Source organism: Streptomyces sp. NPDC006739 (assembly GCF_042869815.1).
Classification (GTDB): domain Bacteria; phylum Actinomycetota; class Actinomycetes; order Streptomycetales; family Streptomycetaceae; genus Streptomyces.
Window position 1 is genome coordinate 184,802 of sequence record NZ_JBIAGM010000002.1, and the last position, 18,076, is coordinate 202,877.

General features: G+C 72.5%; 15 protein-coding genes and 1 pseudogene. 9 read left to right on the forward strand and 7 right to left on the reverse strand.

The window, feature by feature from the left end; translation table 11 throughout:
- Positions 1 to 15: 15 nt before the first annotated feature.
- Positions 16 to 3,063 (reverse strand): excinuclease ABC subunit UvrA, encoded by a 3,048-nt coding sequence (gene uvrA / locus ACFYMM_RS04235; protein WP_388383651.1) that lies wholly within the window; start codon positions 3,061 to 3,063, stop codon positions 16 to 18.
- A gap of 223 nt (positions 3,064 to 3,286) precedes the next feature.
- Between uvrA and ACFYMM_RS04240 the strand changes: the two genes are divergently transcribed.
- Complete coding sequence (locus ACFYMM_RS04240) at positions 3,287 to 3,973, forward strand: maleylpyruvate isomerase family mycothiol-dependent enzyme (RefSeq protein ID WP_388383653.1); 687 nt, start codon at positions 3,287 to 3,289, stop codon at positions 3,971 to 3,973.
- 46 nt (positions 3,974 to 4,019) lie between these two features.
- Positions 4,020 to 4,673 carry an MBL fold metallo-hydrolase gene (locus ACFYMM_RS04245; protein ID WP_388383655.1) on the forward strand — a complete coding sequence of 218 codons (654 nt, stop codon included), beginning with the start codon at positions 4,020 to 4,022 and terminating at the stop codon, positions 4,671 to 4,673.
- A gap of 320 nt (positions 4,674 to 4,993) precedes the next feature.
- On the opposite strand, the gene ACFYMM_RS04250 is transcribed toward ACFYMM_RS04245, so the two are convergent.
- The 5 genes from ACFYMM_RS04250 to ACFYMM_RS04270 all read right to left on the reverse strand — a co-directional run bounded on the left by ACFYMM_RS04250 (position 4,994) and on the right by ACFYMM_RS04270 (position 10,340).
- Positions 4,994 to 5,137 (reverse strand): hypothetical protein, encoded by a 144-nt coding sequence (locus tag ACFYMM_RS04250; protein ID WP_388383657.1) that lies wholly within the window; start codon positions 5,135 to 5,137, stop codon positions 4,994 to 4,996.
- 451 nt (positions 5,138 to 5,588) lie between these two features.
- Entirely contained in the window at positions 5,589 to 6,590 is a 1,002-nt protein-coding gene (locus tag ACFYMM_RS04255; protein ID WP_388383659.1) for a DUF5914 domain-containing protein, read from the reverse strand.
- The gene (locus tag ACFYMM_RS04260; protein ID WP_388383661.1) at positions 6,587 to 7,591 is read right to left on the reverse strand and encodes a phytoene/squalene synthase family protein; all 1,005 of its coding nucleotides are present in this window, start codon (positions 7,589 to 7,591) and stop codon (positions 6,587 to 6,589) included. Before ACFYMM_RS04260 ends, ACFYMM_RS04255 begins: the two co-directional genes overlap by 4 nt.
- Positions 7,588 to 9,120 (reverse strand): phytoene desaturase family protein, encoded by a 1,533-nt coding sequence (crtI, locus tag ACFYMM_RS04265; protein WP_388383663.1) that lies wholly within the window; start codon positions 9,118 to 9,120, stop codon positions 7,588 to 7,590. The genes ACFYMM_RS04260 and crtI overlap by 4 nt, the downstream gene beginning before the upstream one ends.
- Complete coding sequence (locus tag ACFYMM_RS04270; protein WP_388383665.1) at positions 9,117 to 10,340, reverse strand: polyprenyl synthetase family protein; 1,224 nt, start codon at positions 10,338 to 10,340, stop codon at positions 9,117 to 9,119. The genes crtI and ACFYMM_RS04270 overlap by 4 nt, the downstream gene beginning before the upstream one ends.
- A 489-nt stretch (positions 10,341 to 10,829) precedes the next feature.
- Here ACFYMM_RS04270 and ACFYMM_RS04275 point away from each other — a divergent pair, with 489 nt between their 5' ends.
- The 7 genes and pseudogenes from ACFYMM_RS04275 (at position 10,830) to ACFYMM_RS04305 (ending at position 17,499) form a co-directional block, all read left to right on the forward strand.
- Entirely contained in the window at positions 10,830 to 12,026 is a 1,197-nt protein-coding gene (locus ACFYMM_RS04275; RefSeq protein ID WP_388383667.1) for a lycopene cyclase family protein, read from the forward strand.
- Between the two features lie 41 nt (positions 12,027 to 12,067).
- On the forward strand, positions 12,068 to 12,679 hold the full coding sequence (locus ACFYMM_RS04280) for a class I SAM-dependent methyltransferase (RefSeq protein WP_388383669.1): 612 nt from the start codon (positions 12,068 to 12,070) through the stop codon (positions 12,677 to 12,679).
- Positions 12,676 to 14,277 carry an FAD-dependent oxidoreductase gene (locus ACFYMM_RS04285; RefSeq protein WP_388383671.1) on the forward strand — a complete coding sequence of 534 codons (1,602 nt, stop codon included), beginning with the start codon at positions 12,676 to 12,678 and terminating at the stop codon, positions 14,275 to 14,277. Before ACFYMM_RS04280 ends, ACFYMM_RS04285 begins: the two co-directional genes overlap by 4 nt.
- A 140-nt stretch (positions 14,278 to 14,417) precedes the next feature.
- A pseudogene (locus tag ACFYMM_RS04290) lies at positions 14,418 to 14,603 on the forward strand (MBL fold metallo-hydrolase); the annotation flags it as partial.
- A 324-nt stretch (positions 14,604 to 14,927) separates the two neighbouring features.
- The gene (locus tag ACFYMM_RS04295; protein ID WP_388383673.1) at positions 14,928 to 15,812 is read left to right on the forward strand and encodes an ABC transporter substrate-binding protein; all 885 of its coding nucleotides are present in this window, start codon (positions 14,928 to 14,930) and stop codon (positions 15,810 to 15,812) included.
- 50 nt (positions 15,813 to 15,862) lie between these two features.
- The gene (locus ACFYMM_RS04300) at positions 15,863 to 16,750 is read left to right on the forward strand and encodes an amino acid ABC transporter permease (RefSeq protein ID WP_388384488.1); all 888 of its coding nucleotides are present in this window, start codon (positions 15,863 to 15,865) and stop codon (positions 16,748 to 16,750) included.
- Complete coding sequence (locus ACFYMM_RS04305) at positions 16,747 to 17,499, forward strand: amino acid ABC transporter ATP-binding protein (RefSeq protein ID WP_388383675.1); 753 nt, start codon at positions 16,747 to 16,749, stop codon at positions 17,497 to 17,499. The genes ACFYMM_RS04300 and ACFYMM_RS04305 overlap by 4 nt, the downstream gene beginning before the upstream one ends.
- A 29-nt stretch (positions 17,500 to 17,528) precedes the next feature.
- On the opposite strand, the gene aroQ is transcribed toward ACFYMM_RS04305, so the two are convergent.
- The gene (gene aroQ, locus ACFYMM_RS04310; protein WP_388383677.1) at positions 17,529 to 18,002 is read right to left on the reverse strand and encodes a type II 3-dehydroquinate dehydratase; all 474 of its coding nucleotides are present in this window, start codon (positions 18,000 to 18,002) and stop codon (positions 17,529 to 17,531) included.
- Positions 18,003 to 18,076: the final 74 nt, after the last annotated feature.

Here is an 18,076-nt window from a genome sequence, read left to right on the forward strand (position 1 = left end):
TCCCGGCCGCCGCTCTCAGGCCTTGCGTGCCCGCGTCGTCTTCTTCGCGGGTGCCGCCTTCGTCGTGGCGGCCGCGGCCTTCTTCGCCGCCGTGTTGTTGACGGCCTTCGCCGTCCTCGCCGTCGCGGTCTTCTTCGCCGTCGACCCGGCGGCGACCGTCTTCCCGGCCGTCGCCTTCGCCGTGGCCCTGGCCTTGGCCGACGGTGTGGCGTCGCTGATCGATTCCGGCCGCAGGATCTCGCGCAGGAACTTGCCCGTGTGGCTGGCCGGTACCCCGGCGACCTCCTCGGGTGTGCCCTCCGCGACGACGAGACCACCGCCGGCCCCGCCCTCCGGACCCATGTCGACGATCCAGTCGGCGGTCTTGATCACATCGAGGTTGTGCTCGATGACGATGACCGTGTTGCCCTTCTCCACCAGGCCGGAGAGGACCTTCAGCAGCTTGCTGATGTCCTCGAAATGCAGACCGGTGGTCGGCTCGTCCAGGACGTAGACCGTCCGTCCGGTGGAGCGGCGCTGCAGCTCGCTGGCGAGCTTGACCCGCTGTGCCTCGCCGCCGGACAGGGTGGTCGCGGACTGGCCGAGCCTGACGTAGCCGAGGCCGACGTCCTTCAGCGTGTTGAGGTGGCGCGCGATCGCGGGTACGGCCTCGAAGAAGTCCGTGGCCTCCTCGATCGGCATGTTCAGCACGTCGGCGATGGACTTGCCCTTGTAGTGGACCTCCAGGGTCTCCCGGTTGTACCGGGCACCGTGGCAGACCTCGCACGGGACGTAGACGTCCGGGAGGAAGTTCATCTCGATCTTGATCGTGCCGTCGCCCGCGCAGTTCTCGCAGCGGCCTCCCTTGACGTTGAAGGAGAAGCGGCCGGGCAGGTAGCCGCGGACCTTCGCCTCGGTGGTCTCGGCGAACAGCTTGCGGACGTGGTCGAAGACACCCGTGTACGTCGCCGGGTTGGAGCGCGGGGTGCGGCCGATGGGCGACTGGTCGACGTGCACGACCTTGTCGACGAGGTCGTCGCCGTCCACGCGCGTGTGCCGGCCGGGCACATTGCGGGCGCCGTTCAGCTCGCGGGCCAGGTGCGTGTAGAGGATGTCGTTGACCAGCGTGGACTTGCCGGAGCCGGAGACACCCGTGACCGCCGTGAACACGCCCAGCGGGAAGGACACGTCGATGTCCTGCAGGTTGTTCTCGCGGGCCCCGTGCACCGTGAGCTGCCGGGACAGGTCGCGCGGGCGCCGGACGGCGGGCAGCGGGATCGCCTTCCTGCCGGACAGGTACTGACCGGTCTGCGACTCGGCGTTGGCGAGCAGCTCCTTCAGGGAGCCGCTGTGCACGACCTTGCCGCCGTGCTCGCCGGCGCCCGGGCCGATGTCGACGACCCAGTCGGCGACCTTGATGGTGTCCTCGTCGTGCTCGACGACGATGAGCGTGTTGCCCATGTCCCGCAGCCGGACCAGGGTCTCGATCAGCCGGTGGTTGTCGCGCTGGTGGAGGCCGATGGACGGCTCGTCGAGGACGTAGAGGACGCCGACGAGGCCGGAGCCGATCTGGGTGGCCAGGCGGATGCGCTGGGCCTCGCCGCCGGAGAGCGTGCCGGCCGCCCGGTTGAGCGAGAGGTAGTCGAGGCCGACGTCGACCAGGAACCGGAGCCGCTCGTTGACCTCCTTGAGCACCCGCTCGGCGATCTTCTTGTCGCGGGCGTCCAGCTTCAGCTCACCCAGGAAGTCGGCGCAGTCGCTGATCGACATCGCGGAGACCTCGGCGATCGACTTCCCCATGATCGTGACCGCGAGGACGATGGGCTTCAGGCGCGTGCCGTCACAGGTGGGGCAGGGCACCTCGCGCATGTAGCCCTCGAAGCGCTCGCGGCTGGCGTCGCTCTCGGCCTCGCCGTGCCGGCGCTTCACGAAGGGCACGGCCCCTTCGAAGGGCGTGGTGTACACGCGCTCGCGTCCGTACCGGTTGCGGTAGCGGACCTCGATCTGCGTCTTGTGGCCGTACAGCAGGGCCTTCCTGGCGCGCTGCGGCAGGCCCGCGAAGGGGATGTCCGTCCGGAAGCCCAGCGCGTCCGCGAGGGCGCCGATCAGCCGGCCGAAGTAGTCCTTGGTGTGGCCGTGGGACCAGGGGTGGATGGCGCCCTCGTCGAGGGACTTGTCCTCGTCCGGAACGATCAGTTCCGGGTCGACCTCCATGCGCGTGCCGATGCCGGTGCACTCGGGGCAGGCGCCGAAGGGCGAGTTGAAGGAGAAGGAGCGCGGCTCCAGCTCCTCGAAGGACAGGTCGTCGTACGGGCAGTACAGGTGCTCCGAGTACATGCGCTCGCGCTCGGGGTCGTCCTCGGGGAGGTCGACGAAGTCGAGCACGACCATGCCGCCGGAGAGGCCGAGGGCGGTCTCCACGGAGTCGGTGAGGCGCCGCTTGGCCGAGTCCTTCACCGTGAGGCGGTCGATGACCACCTCGATGGTGTGCTTCTCCTGCTTCTTCAGGGTGGGCGGGTCGGAGAGCTGGACGGTCTCGCCGTCCACGCGCGCGCGGCTGTAGCCCTTGGTCTGCAGATCGGCGAAGAGGTCGACGAACTCGCCCTTGCGCTCACGCACCAGCGGCGAGAGCACCTGGAAGCGGCTCCCCTCCGGCAGCTCCAGCACCCTGTCGACGATGGCCTGCGGCGACTGGCGCGAGATCGGGCGGCCGCATTCGGGGCAGTGCGGCTTGCCGATGCGCGCGAAGAGCAGCCGCAGGTAGTCGTAGACCTCGGTGATCGTGCCGACCGTGGAGCGCGGGTTGCGCGAGGTCGACTTCTGGTCGATGGAGACCGCCGGCGAGAGGCCTTCGATGAAGTCGACGTCCGGCTTGTCCATCTGGCCGAGGAACTGCCGGGCGTACGAGGAGAGCGACTCCACGTAACGGCGCTGCCCCTCGGCGAAGATGGTGTCGAAGGCCAGCGAGGACTTGCCCGACCCCGACAGGCCCGTGAAGACGATGAGCGAGTCGCGTGGCAGGTCGAGCGAGACATTCTTGAGGTTGTGCTCGCGCGCGCCACGGACGATGAGACGGTCGGCCACGCCGGTCCGCACCTTTCTTGAGAGAAGTGACAGGGGCGGGGCCCCCGTGCTTCTTCAGACTAGGGGGAGCCACTGACAACGCCGGTCGGATTCCCGGATGCATAACAATCCCCGCCCATCCAGCATGCCCGACGCCACCCCCGACGATATAGCACGCGCATTCGATTACCGGGCGGCCTTCACCGGCTTCACCCGAAGGTGTCGGCGGACTAGGGTCAGCACCATGATTGATCACGCCCATGACCTGGCATGTGTACGTGACGCGACCGAACGGCTCCTCAGCGCAGCCGCCCGACTGGACAACGCGTCCGTCGCCGAGCCGTCACGGCTGCCCGGCTGGAACCGGCTGCACCTCCTCGCCCACCTCGCCCGAAACGCCGACGCCCTCGTGAACGTCCTCCAGGGGCGCCCCATGTACGACAGCGCCGAGGCCCGGGAGGCCGACATCGAGCGGGACGCCAAGCGCCCCCTCGACGTCCAGCTGGCCGACCTGCGCGAGAGCGCGGCCCGTTTCCACGGGACGGCGGCCGCGCCCGCGGACTGGTCGCGCACGGTGGAGCTGCGCAACGGGGTCACCGACTCCGCCGCGCGGGTGCCGTTCCGGCGCTGGGGGGAGGTCGAACTGCACCACGTGGACCTCGGGATCGGGTACGAGCTGGAGGATCTTCCGGCCGAGTTCGTCGAGCGGGAGACCGAGTTCCTCGTGGAGCGCTTCTCGGGGCATCCCCGGGTGCCCGCGACACGTCTGACGGACGGCACGCGCGCGTGGCGCACGGGACGGCAGGCATCCGAGGCGGAGGTCACGGTCGAGGGCAGCCCGGAGGACCTGCTGGGCTGGCTGGCCGGGCGCCGCGACGGAGCCGCCCTCGAGGTGCGGGGCGGGCCGCTGCCGGCGCTGCCCCCGCTGTAGGGCGGCGACCGTCCGCCGGCCGCTCACCCGCTATAGGCTGATCGTCATGACGTACAGCGGAGAGGTGACGGTCGGCGGGCCGGCGGACGTGCACGAGCTCAAGGACCTGATGATCACCAAGATCGCGGTCGGCCCGATGGACAACAACGCCTACCTGCTGCGCTGCCGGGCCACGGACGAGCAGCTGCTGATCGACGCCGCCAACGAGGCGGACACGCTCCTCGGCATGATCGGTGACGACGGCATCGCGTCCGTCGTCACCACCCACCAGCACGGTGACCACTGGCAGGCGCTCGCCCGGGTCGTCGCCGCCACCGGCGCGCGCACCCACGCCGGCCGGGACGACGCCCCCGGCATCCCCGTGCCCACGGACGTCCTCGTCGACGACGGCGACACCATCCGGGTCGGGCAGGTGGAACTCACCGCACGCCATCTCGTCGGGCACACGCCGGGGTCCATCGCGCTGGTCTACGACGACCCGCACGGGCACCCGCACGTCTTCACCGGCGACTGCCTCTTCCCGGGCGGCCCTGGCCGGACAACACAGCCCGCAGAGTTCAACTCCCTGATGGACGGCCTCGAGGCCAAGCTGTTCGACGTCCTGCCCGACGAGACCTGGGTCTACCCCGGCCACGGCAACGACACGACCATCGGCACGGAACGGCCCCACCTCTCGGAGTGGCGCGAGCGCGGCTGGTAGTTCCGTACGCGGTTGGCAACCTTGCCGCTCACGCCCGTCGCCGGCCACAGCAGTGAGCCGACCCCGATCGAGGGGACCAGGCGGTGACAGCGACCGTAGCGACCGGCCAGGACAGACGAAGGGCCCGGCGCAGTCCGTCACCGGAGGCGCCGGGCCTGTCTGCGCACATGAGCATCCAGACCCGGTATCCGGCCCGGCGCGCTATGTGCGGAGAAGGGCAAGGGGAGAGTTCCTTTGCCTTTGGCGTCCGCTGTGGCTGCCAGGATCGCGCGAAACGGTGGCGCGCGGCGTACGGGTACGCGTGGTGCGGTCCCGCAGGTTCAGATCTCTTCCCCGTCGATGGTGTGGCGGTCGGCCGCGTCGTTGGCGTACCGGCCGGTGAGGAAGTCGGTGGCGTTCAGGGGGCAGCGCCGTTCGGAGGTGCAGCAAGCGGGCCGGGAACGGACGATGAAGGCATGCGGCACCCACGTCTTTCGTCACAGCGTGGTTCGAACGCGGAAGCACCGTCACGCGGACCACACCTCGACGGCCGAGGTCTGTGGGCACAGGTCCTGCTTGGCGGGTGCGGCTGTGTTCTGTTTGTGGTCCTCTTCGTTCTGGTCTTCGTGAGTGTTGTCGCTTGGTGGTTCGGTACTCACGCATGGAGGTGGCCCGGCGTCGGCGGTTGACCGAAACATGGGCAGGTTCGTTCTCGGCCGGTTGCCCACCCGTTCTCGCTGTCGGCCGACCGCGCCGAGATCGACCGGTTGCTCCTCGCCGCACCGTGTGCCACCGCGTCACCGGGAGCGGTGGCCGCCGAGCGGGTGCCCGACGATGGCCCTGACCGCCTTGCACGATTCGCGCGCTGGTTCGCCTGCGAGGACGCACTGATGATGTGGCGTTCGGGGAGTACCGGCACGCCCGGGGTCAGCCGGGTCACCGGTCGCTTTCCCGCAGGTCGCAAAGCCGCTCGGCGTAGGCGAGATCGTCGCGCCAGAGGCGGCCTGCCGCCGTGCGCAGCAGGGGGCGCAGGGCCGGGGCCAGGACGCGGGCGAGGGCGAAGCCGGGCCGCTCGGAGGTGGCCAAGACGGCTTCCACGACGGCGGTGCGGGGCCGGCCCAATTCGTCCGGGCCGAGGGGGGTGGCATGGGTCTCCACGACGGACCCGGCTCCCTCACCGTCGGTGATGCGCATGAGCACCGTGCGCGGCTCGGGAGCGGTGAACTCCGCCCGCACCGGCACCACGATCCGCCGGGCCAGGCGGAAGGAGACGTCTACGACGAAGGTGTCGTCTTCCGTCCCGTTGCCGGGGGCCCGGACGACGGTGAGGTCGACGAACGAGTACGGGTGGAACCACGCGCCGTGCCAGGGGTCGAGGCGGTTGGCGACGACGTCCCTCGGCTCACAGGTCCCGACGCCCGTCCAGACCGCGTAGAGGGACTGCGGGAGCGCGGGCCTGACCGGCACCACCGGAGCGGGCGTCGGCTCCTCACGGCCGACCGCGTCCAGCCTCACCCACACCAGCACGCCGTCGTCGTGGACGGGCAGCGGCTCCCAGCCGGCGTACGCCGATCCGTCGAGGGACAGACCGTGCCAGTGGCAGACCAGGGTGCCGCAGCGCACCGGGCTGTCCGCCAGCGGGGCGCCCAGGTGGGGACACCGGCCGGGGCCGCCCACCAGGCGCCCGCGCGCGTCGCGCCAGACGACGACCTCCGTGCCCGCGACGGTGACCGGCAGCGGGCGGGTGGGCGGGACGTCCCCGGTCGCGCCCACCACGAACCAGTTGCCCGACGGGCGGGCCAGGGCGCGCTTGAGCGCTCCCGCGATGACGGCGGGCCGGGCGTGCCGCCACGTGGGCGACTGGCGATCCCAGCGCACCGGGCGGCGGCGCAGACTCAGCGGATAACGAGCCCTGCGCGGGCTCGGGCCGGGGGTCATCCGCTCTCCTCGACGGGGATCGGGCAGGACCTGGTCACGGTGACGGGGGCCGGCCCGCTCTTGCGGCGGGCGGCGAGCCGGGCGGCGGCGACCCGGGTGAGTCCGTCGGCGGCGACCACCGCGCGCCGGCGCCGGGAGACCACCGCGCGCCGGTGCAGCACCGCGTACCCGTCGTCGGCGATGGCGTCGAGGATGCTCCCGTAGAGCACGTAGGCGGTCCTGATGCAGGGCCGCGCCACCGGGTCCAGCATGGCGAGGCCCGGCGCGGCCTGCCGGTAGACGGCCCGGGTCATGTCCTCCCCGGCCCGCACAGCGGCCGTGATGCGCCGGTCCCGGCGCCCGGTGCTCCTGCTCCAGCGCAGCAGGTCCCGGTCGACACCGTGCGCGGCGAGCAGGTCCTCGGGCAGGTAGACCCGGCCGCGGTCCAGGTCCTCACCGACGTCGCGCAAGAAGTTGGTGAGCTGGAACGCAACCCCCAGCGCGGCCGCGTGCGGCGCCGCCTCGTCCCGGGGCACGACGGTGCCGAGCACGGGCAGCATCTGCAGTCCGATGACCGCGGCGGAACCGTGCATGTACGCGTACAGGTCGTCGTAGGTGGCGTACGCGCCGACGGTGAGGTCGCTGCGCATCGACGCCATGAAGTCGGTGAAGTGGGCCGGGGCGATGGCGTGGCGGGAGGCGGTGTCGGCGACGGCGAGGACGACCGGTTCACCGGCCGGCGGGGCCCCGTCGAGTGCTTGCCGCAGCTGTGCCTCGAGCCGGTCCAGAGCTGCCGCGCGCTGCGCGGGTGTGGCAGGTCCGCCCAGGTCGTCGACGATGTCGTCGGCCCACCGGGCAAAGCCGTACAGCGCGTGCACGGCGGGTCTGCGCGCCGCGGGCAGCAGCCGGGTGGCCAGGAAGTAGGTGCGGCCGTGGCGGGCGTTGAGCCGTCGGCACCGCTCGTAAGCGGCACGCAGGGCCGGGTCGGTGATGCCGGCGGCGTCCAGTTCGCGCCGGCTCATCGCTCCGCCCCCCGCGGGGCCGCGGGGCGCTGTGGCGGGCGGCGCGGGGACGTGGATCCGGTGATCCGTGCCGCGGCGAGCCTGCCGGAGATCAGCACGGTCGGTACGCCGACGCCGGGGGTGGTGCCGCAGCCCGCCAGGACGACGTTGTCGACGCCGCGCACGAGGTTGCGAGGGCGGAACGGGCCGGTCTGGGCGAAGGTGTGGGCGGCTGAGAAGGGCGTGCCGGCGGCATGGCCCTGCGCGGTCCAGTCGGCGGGTGTCACCAGGCACTCCTCTTCGACGGCGGAGGCGATACCGGTCATTCCCCGGCGCTCCAGGGTGGCCAGGAGGCTGTCCCGGTAGCGGGGGGCGAGCACTTCCCAGGCCGCGGCCGGCATCCCGACCTCGGTGTTGGGGCAGGGGGCCAGGACGTAGTGCAGGTGCCGTCCCGGGGGCGCCAGGCCGGAGTCGTCGGCGGTGGGGCGGGTGATCAGCAGGGACGGGTCGGTCATCAGGCTGCCCGTCCTGGTCAGTTCCTCGAAGGTGCGCCGCCACGCGGAGCCGAAGGACAGCGTGTGGTGGGCGAGGTGTGACCAGGTGCGGGTGGTGCCGACGTGCAGGACGACGGCCGACGGCGCGTAGCGCAGGCGGACCGGGCGACGCGGGCCACGGCCCAGCAGCCGGTGGGCGACGGGGAGGTCGGGAGTGAGGACGACCGCGTCGCACGCGATGCGCTCCTGCTCGGTGCGCACCGCCGTGACCCGGTCGCCCCGCCGCTCCAGGCGCGTGACCTCCTGGCCGAAGCGCAGTTCGGCACCGGCGTCGGCAGCGGCGGCGGCCAGGGCACGAGGCAGGGCGTGCATGCCGCCGCGCGGGAAGTACACGCCGGCCACCGTGTCCATGTACGCGATGACGGCGTACGCGGCCAGGGCGCGCGACGGTGCGACACCGGCGTACAGGGACTGGAAGGAGAACACCCGCTGGAGGCGCTCGTCGGTCAGGAACCGGGCGATGCGTGTGTCCAGCCGGCCGAAACCGCCCAGCGCGGCGAGCCGCGCCAGGTCGGGCGTCAGCAGGCCCAGCGGGGAGTCGAAGTTGGCGTCGATGAACCTGCGCATCTGAACCGCGTACAGCTGGTTGAGCCAGCGGCGCAGCCGCCGGTAGCCGGCCGCTTCCCGGGCTCCGGCGAACCGCTCGACCTCCGCCTCCATCGCGGCGGCGTCGGTGTGGACGTCCAGGGTGCTTCCGTCGGCGAAGCAGGCCCGGTAGGCGGGGTGGAGGGGGACGAGGTCGACGCGGTCGGCGAGGCGCTCGCCGACCGCCGCGAACGCCTCGTCGGCCAGCTGCGGCATCGTCAGGACGGTCGGTCCGGTGTCGATGCGGTAGCCGCCGAGGTCGCGTCGTCCGGCTCGGCCACCGGGGAGGGCGTCGCGTTCGACGACGGTCACCCGGCGGCCGGAACCCAGCAGGTGCAGGGCCGCCGACAGGCCCGAAAGGCCCGCTCCCACCACCACGACGTGGTCCGTCCGGCCGCGCACCGTCCTCATCGCCGCCCCTTTCCGGCGCCCAGCGGTGCGCCCCCGTCGTCCACCGCTCTGGTGCGGGGGCCGGGCCCGCAGCCGGCCGCCGCGCGCAGCAGCTCCCGCAGCCGCCCGGCGGCAGGCTCCGGCAGGGCGGCTTCCGCCAGCCGCCGCAGGCCACGGAAGCCGAGCCGCTCCGCCCGGCGTTCCACCGCCTCGCGGGCTCCGGTGCGTTCCAGCACCTGCCGCACCTCGGCGAGCCGGTCCTCGGTCAGCCGACCGGCACCCACACAGTCGTCCAGCACGGCCAGCGCCTCGGTGTCGCCGTCGGTCCCGGCCCTGGCCCGGGCCACGGCGACCAGGTGGGTCGGCTTGCCCTGCCGGATGTCGTCGCCCGAGGGCTTGCCGGTGGCACGGGGAGCTCCGAACACTCCGTGCAGGTCGTCACGGAGCTGGAAGGCGACGCCCGCGCAGCGTCCGGCCGCCGACAGGATCTCCGTGGTCCGCGCGTCGGCCCCGGCGAGCGCGGCGCCGAGGACCATCGGCCGCTCGACCGAGTACAGCCCGCTCTTCAGACAGGCGATCCGTACGGCGCGGGCCGCGGAGGGCGTCCCGGTCACCTGGCCGTGCAGGTCGAGGTACTGCCCGGCGACCATCTCGGTGCGCATGACCCGCCAGATCTCCCGTACGGCGTCGGCCACCGGCGCCGGCAGGGTCGTACCGGCGACGACGTCGTCCGCCCACGCCAGGGCCAGGTCGCCGACGAGGACCGCCGCGGCCTTCGCGAAGTCCGGGCCGGCCTCGGGGTACTGGTGAGCGACGTCGGTGTGCAGCGCGGCGCGGCCGCGGCGCAGGGGGGAGCCGTCCATCACGTCGTCCTGCACCAGTGCGCACGTCTGCAGAAGTTCCAGGGCCGCCGCGATCCGCAGCACAGCCGCGGTGTGCCGGGCCTCTCCCCCGCCGGCGCGGAAGGACCACCACAACAGTTGGGGGCGGACCCGCTTGCCACCGTGCAGGGTGAAAGCGGCGAGCCGGGCGGCCAGGTCGTCGCCGAAGACGGGGTCGAGCGTCCGGCAGTGGGCGAGGCGCTCGCCGATGATCTGCTCCAGGCAGCGCCGGACGGCGGCGGACACGTCGGCGTCCACGGCCGCCGGGTGCGGGGCGAACGGCCCCGGGCGGGCGCCGGCGGGCGTGAGCGGCGGCTGCCGGGTCCCGTCGGAGACGTCGTTGGCTCCGCTGGAGAGCATCCCGTTTCCTCTCGTAGGCAGGGGGACGTCGTGGGGTGGTTCGGCCGCACACAGCGCTTCGGATGCGCCGCCGCCATGGCACGGGGAAGCGCGGGGCGCGCGGTGCACCGCAAGCCGGTCGCCCGGCAGCGCGCTTCCTGGTGCCGGGGCAGCGGGGCGTCTCCCGCACCGCGCGGCCGGGACGCGGGCATGCCCGCGTCCCGGCCTCCCACGCCTGGAACCCGGACGCCCCGATGCCTTCCCCGCCGCGGCCGGTCTGCCGCGGGCGGGGCACCGAATGGCCCCCGCCACCACCCGTTCGGCGGGCACCCGTCGGAAAGCGGACCAGCGTGGCACGCACCCGGGGGCGGGGCCGGGCCGGAATACTCCGGCGCAGCCAGCTGGCCCCGGTGGACGACGCGGCGGAGGGCGTCGGTGCGGACCGGCCGACGACGCGGCGGACGGCACCGGCGCGGGCCGGTGGAGAGCGGGCTCGGGAACGGAGGAGGAGTGGTCGAGTCGGACATCGTCATCGTCGGTGGCGGGGCCGCGGGACTGTCCCTGGCGCACCGCTTGCCGAGGAACACGGTCCGGCGGCAGGCGGTGTCCGCCGTCCTGGTCGACGCGCCGGCCGGTCCTTTGCGGGCACCGCCGCGGACCTGGTGCTTCTGGGAAGCCGACCGGGGCCGTTACCACTCCGCGGTGACGGCCTCCTGGGAATGGCTGCGCATCCACAGCCGGCGCGGGACGCCCGTGCTGCGCCCCATCGCACCCCTGCGCTACAAGATGATCCGCTCCGACGACTTCGAGGCGCTGGTGGCGGGCGACCTGGCGCAGCGGCCGTGGATCCGACGGATCGAGGCCACCGTTCACGACGTGGTGTTCCGTGCCGGCGGCCCGGCGCACGTGCGGGCCACGGACGCCTCAGGTGCCCGGGTCGATCTGGCGGCCCGCTGGGTGTTCGACTCCCGGCCCCTGCACCGCCTGCCCGCCGCCCGCACCCACCTGCTTCAGCACTTCCGCGGCTGGTTCGTCCGCACCAGGCGGCCGGTGTTCGACCCGGCCGTGGCCGAGCTGATGGACTTCCGCACACCGCAGCCGGCGCGCGGACTGTCCTTCGGGTACGTCCTGCCCACCAGCCGCCACACCGCCCTGGTCGAGTACACCGAGTTCGGCCCGGCGCCGCTGACCGCCGACGCCTATGACACCGCGCTGGAGCACTACACGCACCAGGTGCTCGGCATCGGCCCGGTGCAGGTCCTGGCCACGGAACAAGGGGTGATCCCCATGACCGACGCAGTCCTCACCGCCCGCGCCGCACCCACGGTGTTCCGCATCGGAGTCGCCGGCGGCTGCACACGTCCCTCCACCGGATACACCTTCGCCGCCATCCAGCGGCAGACAGAGGCCGTCGCCCGGGCCGTCCGCGCGGGCCGCCGTCCCGCTCCACCGCCGCCCCACCCGAGGCGCGCGCGGATGATGGACGCCGTCCTCCTGCGCGCTCTGGACACCGGCCGCGTCGACGGCCCGGACTTCTTCTGCCGGCTGTTCGACCGTGTGCCCGTCACGCGGCTGCTGCGGTTCCTGGACGGGCGGACCCGGCTGTACGAGGACCTCGCCGTCGGCGCGCACGCCCCGGTGGCACCGATGCTGCGCACGGCCGCGGAACTGCGGTGGCTGCCCCGCCGCCCCTTCCCCGCCCCCTGACCGGCCTGTCCAGGCAGGCGGCCTCCGCACAGGAGTTGCTGATGACCTTGCTGCACGATGCGGCGCTGGCCGAAGCGTTCGACCGCGGCGCCAGCAGCTACGACCGTCTGGTGACGCTGAACCCGGGCTATCACGCGCAGTTGCGCCGCTCCGCCCGGCGCCTCGCCCAGGCGGCCGGCACGGCCGGGCACCGGGTACTCGACCTCGGCTGTGGCACGGGTGCCTCGACCGCGGCCCTGGCCGCCGCCCTGCCGCGTGCGCGGATCGTCGGGGTGGACGCGTCGGCGGGCATGCTGCGCCGGGCCGCCGCCAAGGAGTGGCCGACCCGGGTGAGCTTCGTCCACGCCCCGGCGGAGGACCTCGCCGCGGCCGGTGTGCACGGCCCGTTCGACGCGGTCTTCGCCGCCTATCTGTTCCGCAACCTGGCCGACTGTGACGCCGTGCTGGGTACGGTGCTGGAACTGCTTGCGCCGGGTGGCCGACTCGCGGTGCACGAGTACGCGCTCAGCGGACGGCGCGTGGACCGCGCGGTGTGGTCCACGGTCTGCGCGGGCGTCATCCTCCGTGTGCTGCCGCTGCCGGGCTGGCAGACGGGCATCACGCACACCTTCCTCGCCCGGCGGCCACCGGAGCGTCCCGGCGGTGCCCGGTGAACGGCCGAACCAGCGGCCGGCCGCCCGGCCGGGACCGGCGGGCGCAGAGGGTGGCCGTCCGGCCGGGAACGGACCACGTCCCGGCCGATCCACCGGTCACCGCGGTGATCGGCGGCGGCATCGCCGGTCTGGCCGCGGCCACGGTGCTGGCGGAGCGGGGCGTGCGCGTGGTGCTGTACGAGCGGGAGCCCTTCCTCGGCGGCCGGGTGGCGGGGTGGCCGGTCACCCTGCCCGACGGCAGCCGCGCCACGATGAGCCGGGGCTTCCACGCCTTCTTCCGGCAGTACTACAACCTGCGGGCCCTGCTGCGCCGGGTGGATCCAGGGCTGGGCATGCTGACCGGCCTGCCCGACTATCCCCTTCGGCACAGCGGCGGCCTGTGCGACAGCTTCCGCCGCGTGCCGCGCACCCCGCCGTGGAGCGTGCTCGGCTTCGCGGCGCTCAGCCCCACGTTTCGGCTCGGGGACCTGCTGTCCCTGCGCCCGGTCGCCGCGCTGCCCCTGCTGGACGTCCGTACCCTCCGAGTGCACGAGGACCTCGACCACGTCAGCGCCGACGCCTTCCTGGACGCCGTGCGCTTCCCTGAGGCCGCGCGGCATCTGGCCTTCGAGGTGTTCTCCCGGAGCTTCTTCGCCGAGCCCCGGGAGCTTTCGGCGGCCGAGATGGCGCTGATGTTCCACATCTACTTCCTCGGCTCGAGCGAGGGTCTGCTGTTCGACGTGCCCCGAGAGCCCTTCCCCACGGCTCTCTGGGAGCCGTTGGCGGGGCATCTGGCGCAGTACGGAGCTGTCCTGCGCACCGCCACACCCGTCGAGACCGTCCATCCGGTCCCGGACGGAAGGCACCTCGTGGTCGACGCGTCCGGCACCCGGCTCTTCGACGCCGTGGTGCTGGCCATGGACACCGGTGGTCTGAAAGCGGTGGTGGGCCGCTCCCCGCGGCTCGGCGACAGCGCGTGGCGCGACCGGATCGCGCGGCTGCGCACGGCCGCGCCTTTCCTCGTGTCCCGGCTGTGGCTGGACCGCCCCCTGGACCCCACCCGCCCTGGCTTCCTCGGCACCAGCGGCTACGGAGCGCTGGACAACGTCAGTGTTCTCGCCCGGTGGGAGGGCGAGGCGCGACGCTGGGCCGCACGCACCGGGGGCTCGGTCGTCGAACTCCACGCCTACGCCGTGCCGCCGGCCACCGACCGCGACACCGCCGAACGGGATCTCGTCGAGCAACTCCACCGGGTGTACCCGGAGACGCGCCGCGCCCGTGTCCTCGCCGCGCGGCACGAGTGGCGGGCGGACTGTCCCCTCTTCCCCGTCGGCGGGTACGTCCACCGTCCTACAGTGCGCACCCCTGATCCGGCCGTCGTCGTCGCCGGTGACCTGGTCCGCACCGACCTGCCCGTGGCGCTGATGGAACGCGCTGCCACCTCGGGCTTCCTCGCCGCCAACGCCCTGCTGGAGCGGTGGGGGGTGCGCGGTGAGGAAGTATGGACAGTCCCCGACCGCGGCCGGTCAGCGCTGTTGCGAGCCCTGGCGGCACGCCGCCGACCCAAGCCTCGGAGGGGTGAGAGCAGCGGGAAGCGGGAGCGCACGGGGCTCGCATGACGCGCTGTCCTGGCGCCGCCCCGGACGAGTAGTTCCGATGTGGCTCAGTGGCCGTAGGCGATCAGTGACCTGGTGAGGGTGGTGTCGCGGCGGACGATCTCGTAGCCGCCTTTCAAGGTGTGTGATCACCACCCCTGACGTTCCCCGGCGGGGTCGGCAACACGTTCAAGGACCCGAAGGCCTCCGCCAGTCTGATCCACGACGTCGAGACGAAGATCTTCGACGTACTGCCGGACGAGACCTGGGTATACCCCGGACACGGCGACGACACCACGCTGGGCGCCGAACGCCCGCATCTGCCGGAGTGGCACGCGCGCGGGTGGTGACAACTCCCGCCGGGCGCCGACGGATACGGTGACGAATGCGCCCCGGCGCGCGGATCCGTCCGCGCGCCCCGTGTGAACGGTTCGCACGCGCCGGGGGCGTACGCGCGCTCCCGGCGCGGGTTGTTGCGCGGTCAACTGAGAACAGTCCGCACGGGATGACGGCTCCTGCGCGGAGGGCCGCCGGTCCACAACCCCGCCCTCGGCCGGCGGCCCGGCCCAGACATCGACCGGAAGCGTTCACACGACCGCAACACCCGTTCCCACCATGCGGACAATTACGGTCGTGACCTCGACAAACGCGTCTTTCGCTGCCACTCTCCCGCCATGCACCCTGCTCCTCGCGCCCTGCACCGCGCCGTCGCCGCCGCGACCGTAGCCCTGCTCGCCACCGCCGTCGGCTGCGCTCCGCAGCCCGAGCAGAAGGCGGCCGGCACGCCGTCCGGCTCGGCCTCGAAGAGCTGCGCCAAAGGCGCGTTGGCCACCAAGACGTCCGGCAAGCTGACCGTCGCGACGGACGAGCCGGCGTACGAACCGTGGTTCAAGGACGACAAGCCGGCGAACGGCGAGGGCTTCGAATCGGCCGTCACCTACGCGGTGGCGCGGCAACTCGGTTACGGCCGGAGCGCGGTGGTCTGGCAGAGCGTGCCGTTCAACAAGGCGTTCGCGCCCGGCGTGAAGAGCTTCGACTTCGACATCAACCAGGTGTCGATCAGCCCCGAACGCAAGAAGGCCGTGGACTTCTCGTCCGGTTACTACGACGTCCGCCAGGCGGTCATCGCCCTCAAGGGCTCGAAGGCCGCCAAGGCGACGAGCGTCGCCGACCTGAAGGGCCTCAAGCTGGGCGCCCAGGTGGGCACCACCAGCCTGAACTACATCAGCGACGTGGTGAGGCCGACGCAGGAGGCCGCCGTGTACGCCAAGAACGACCAGGCCAAGTCAGCGCTGAAGAACGGCCAGGTGGACGCCATCGTCACCGACCTGCCGACCGCGTTCTACATCACCGCGGCCGAGGTGACGAACGCGAAGATCGTCGGTCAGTTCGAGAACCAGGGCGGCACCGCCGAGCAGTTCGGGCTCGTCCTCGACAAGGGCAGCGCGCTCACCCCGTGCGTGTCCGGCGCCGTCGACGCCCTGCGCAAGGACGGCACGCTGGCGAAGATCGAGAAGCAGTGGCTCTCCGAGGCCGTCGACGCCCCGGTGCTCAAGTGACGGTCACCGAGGGCGAGTCCGCCCCGGAGGGCGCGGACGACGAGGGCGACATGCCGGACGGCGCCGGGGACGGCGCCTCCGGCGCGGACGACGGCTACGTGCCCTCCGGGCGGCGGCTGGAACGCGAGCGCTACAAGCGGGCGCGCGCCCGCCGGGCCACGGCCGTCGCCGCTGTCTCGACCCTGCTCACGGCCGTCGTGCTGTACCTGGTCGTGGTCGGCGCGCCCGGCTGGCCGCGCACCAGGGAGACGTTCTTCAACGGGCAGTACGCGCGCGAGGCGTTGCCCAAGGTCCTCGACGGACTGTGGCTGAACGTCCGGCTGTTGCTCGTCTGCGGCGTCGCCGTGCTGGTCCTCGGCATGCTGATCGCCGTCGCCCGGACGCTGCGCGGGCCGGTCTTCTTCCCGCTGCGGGTGCTGGCGGCCGCGTACACGGACTTCTTCCGCGGGCTGCCGCTGATCATCAACCTGATGATCGTGGTCCTCGGTGTCCCCGCGCTGCGGCTGCAGGGTGTGACGGTCGATCCGGTGCTGCTGGGCGGTACGGCGCTGACACTGACCTACTCGGCGTACGTCGCCGAGGTGTTCCGGGCCGGCATCGAGTCCGTCCACCCCTCGCAGCGCGCCGCCGCCCGCTCGCTCGGCCTGACCAACCGGCAGGCCCTGCGGTACGTGGTGCTGCCCCAGGCCGTGCGCCGTCAGGTGCCGCCGCTCCTCAACGACCTGGTGTCGCTGCAGAAGGACACCGGGCTCGTGTCGATCGGCGGCGCGGTGGACGCCGTACGGGCCGCGGACATCATCGTGGGACGCAGCCTGAACTACACGCCGTACATCATCGCCGGGCTGGTCTTCGTGGCGCTGACCATCCCGATGACCCGTCTCACGGACTGGGTGACGGCCAGGATGGACCGGCAGCGGGCCCAGGGAGGATCGATATGAGCGACGCTCCGGTGCTTCGGATGGAGGCCGTCCGCAAGACCTTCGGGGGCTCGGTCGTGCTCCGGGACGTCGATCTGGAGGTCGCCCCGCACACCGTGACCGCGCTGATCGGTGCCTCCGGATCCGGCAAGTCGACGCTGCTGCGCTGTGCCAACCTGCTGGAGGACATCGACGACGGGGCGATCTGGCTGGACGGCGAGGAGATCACCGACCCGCGCGCCGACCAGGACGCGGTACGGCGCCGTATCGCCGTGGTCTTCCAGGCCTACAACCTCTTTCCGCACATGACGGTGCTGGACAACATCACGCTCGCCCCGCGCCGGGTGCACGGCGCCTCGCGCGCCCAGGCCGAGGAGCGGGCCAGGGAACTGCTGGACCGCCTGGGTCTTGCGGGCAAGGCGGACGCCTATCCGGACCGGCTGAGCGGCGGTCAGCAGCAGCGGGTGGCGATCGTGCGGGCCCTCGCGGTACGGCCCCGGCTGCTGCTGCTCGACGAGATCACCGCCGCCCTGGATCCCGAACTCGTGGGCGAGGTGCTCAACGTGGTCCGGGACCTGAAGGACGAGGGCATGACCATGGTGCTGGCCACCCACGAGATGGGCTTCGCGCGGGACGTCGCCGACCAGGTTTGTTTTCTGGACGGAGGGGTCGTGCTGGAGCGCGGCACCGCCGAGCAGGTCTTCGGCGATCCCCGGCGGGAGCGCACCCGGCGCTTCCTGCGGCGGATCGTGGAGGCAGGACGCCTCTGAGGGGGCACTCGCCCCATGCCCGCAGGACGCTATGCGTCGGCCTGGGCCGCCCCCACCAGTGCGGCGACCCGCTCGACGCCGAACGCGTAGCCCTGCACCCCGCACCCGGCGATCACACCGTCGGCGCGCAGCGAGACGTACGAGTGGTGCCGGAACGACTCGCGCTGGTGGATGTTGGAGATGTGGACCTCCAGCACGGGCAGTCCGTCACAGGTGTTGAGCGCGTCCAGGATGGCGACCGACGTGTGCGAGTAGGCACCGGGGTTGATGACGATGCCCGAGTGGTCACGCCGCGCCTCCTGGATCCAGTCGACCAGCTCGCCCTCGTGGTTGGACTGCCGGAAGTCCACGGTGCCGCCGTGCGCGGCGGCCGTCTTGGCGCACAGGGCCTCGACGTCGGCGAGGGTGTCGGACCCGTAGATCTCGGGCTGGCGCTGCCCGAGCAGGTTCAGGTTGGGCCCGTTGAGGATCATGATCGGGGCGTTGGCCAGGGTGCGGGGCACGGTTCCTCCGGTCCGTTCGGGGTGGGCGGCGCGTCGACGACCGCTGCTCACACCCGGTCTATCACGGCGCGCGG

Coding starts and splice junctions, on each gene's coding strand:
- ACFYMM_RS04305 (WP_388383675.1), top strand. CDS start 16,747: ATGAGCGACGCTCCGGTGCTTCGGATGGAGGCCGTCCGCAAGACCTTC.
- ACFYMM_RS04300 (WP_388384488.1), top strand. CDS start 15,863: ATGCCGGACGGCGCCGGGGACGGCGCCTCCGGCGCGGACGACGGCTAC.
- crtI (WP_388383663.1), bottom strand. CDS start 9,120: ATGAGGACGGTGCGCGGCCGGACGGACCACGTCGTGGTGGTGGGAGCG.
- ACFYMM_RS04260 (WP_388383661.1), bottom strand. CDS start 7,591: ATGAGCCGGCGCGAACTGGACGCCGCCGGCATCACCGACCCGGCCCTG.
- ACFYMM_RS04280 (WP_388383669.1), top strand. CDS start 12,068: ATGACCTTGCTGCACGATGCGGCGCTGGCCGAAGCGTTCGACCGCGGC.
- ACFYMM_RS04270 (WP_388383665.1), bottom strand. CDS start 10,340: ATGCTCTCCAGCGGAGCCAACGACGTCTCCGACGGGACCCGGCAGCCG.
- ACFYMM_RS04255 (WP_388383659.1), bottom strand. CDS start 6,590: ATGACCCCCGGCCCGAGCCCGCGCAGGGCTCGTTATCCGCTGAGTCTG.
- ACFYMM_RS04245 (WP_388383655.1), top strand. CDS start 4,020: ATGACGTACAGCGGAGAGGTGACGGTCGGCGGGCCGGCGGACGTGCAC.
- ACFYMM_RS04240 (WP_388383653.1), top strand. CDS start 3,287: ATGATTGATCACGCCCATGACCTGGCATGTGTACGTGACGCGACCGAA.
- ACFYMM_RS04295 (WP_388383673.1), top strand. CDS start 14,928: ATGCACCCTGCTCCTCGCGCCCTGCACCGCGCCGTCGCCGCCGCGACC.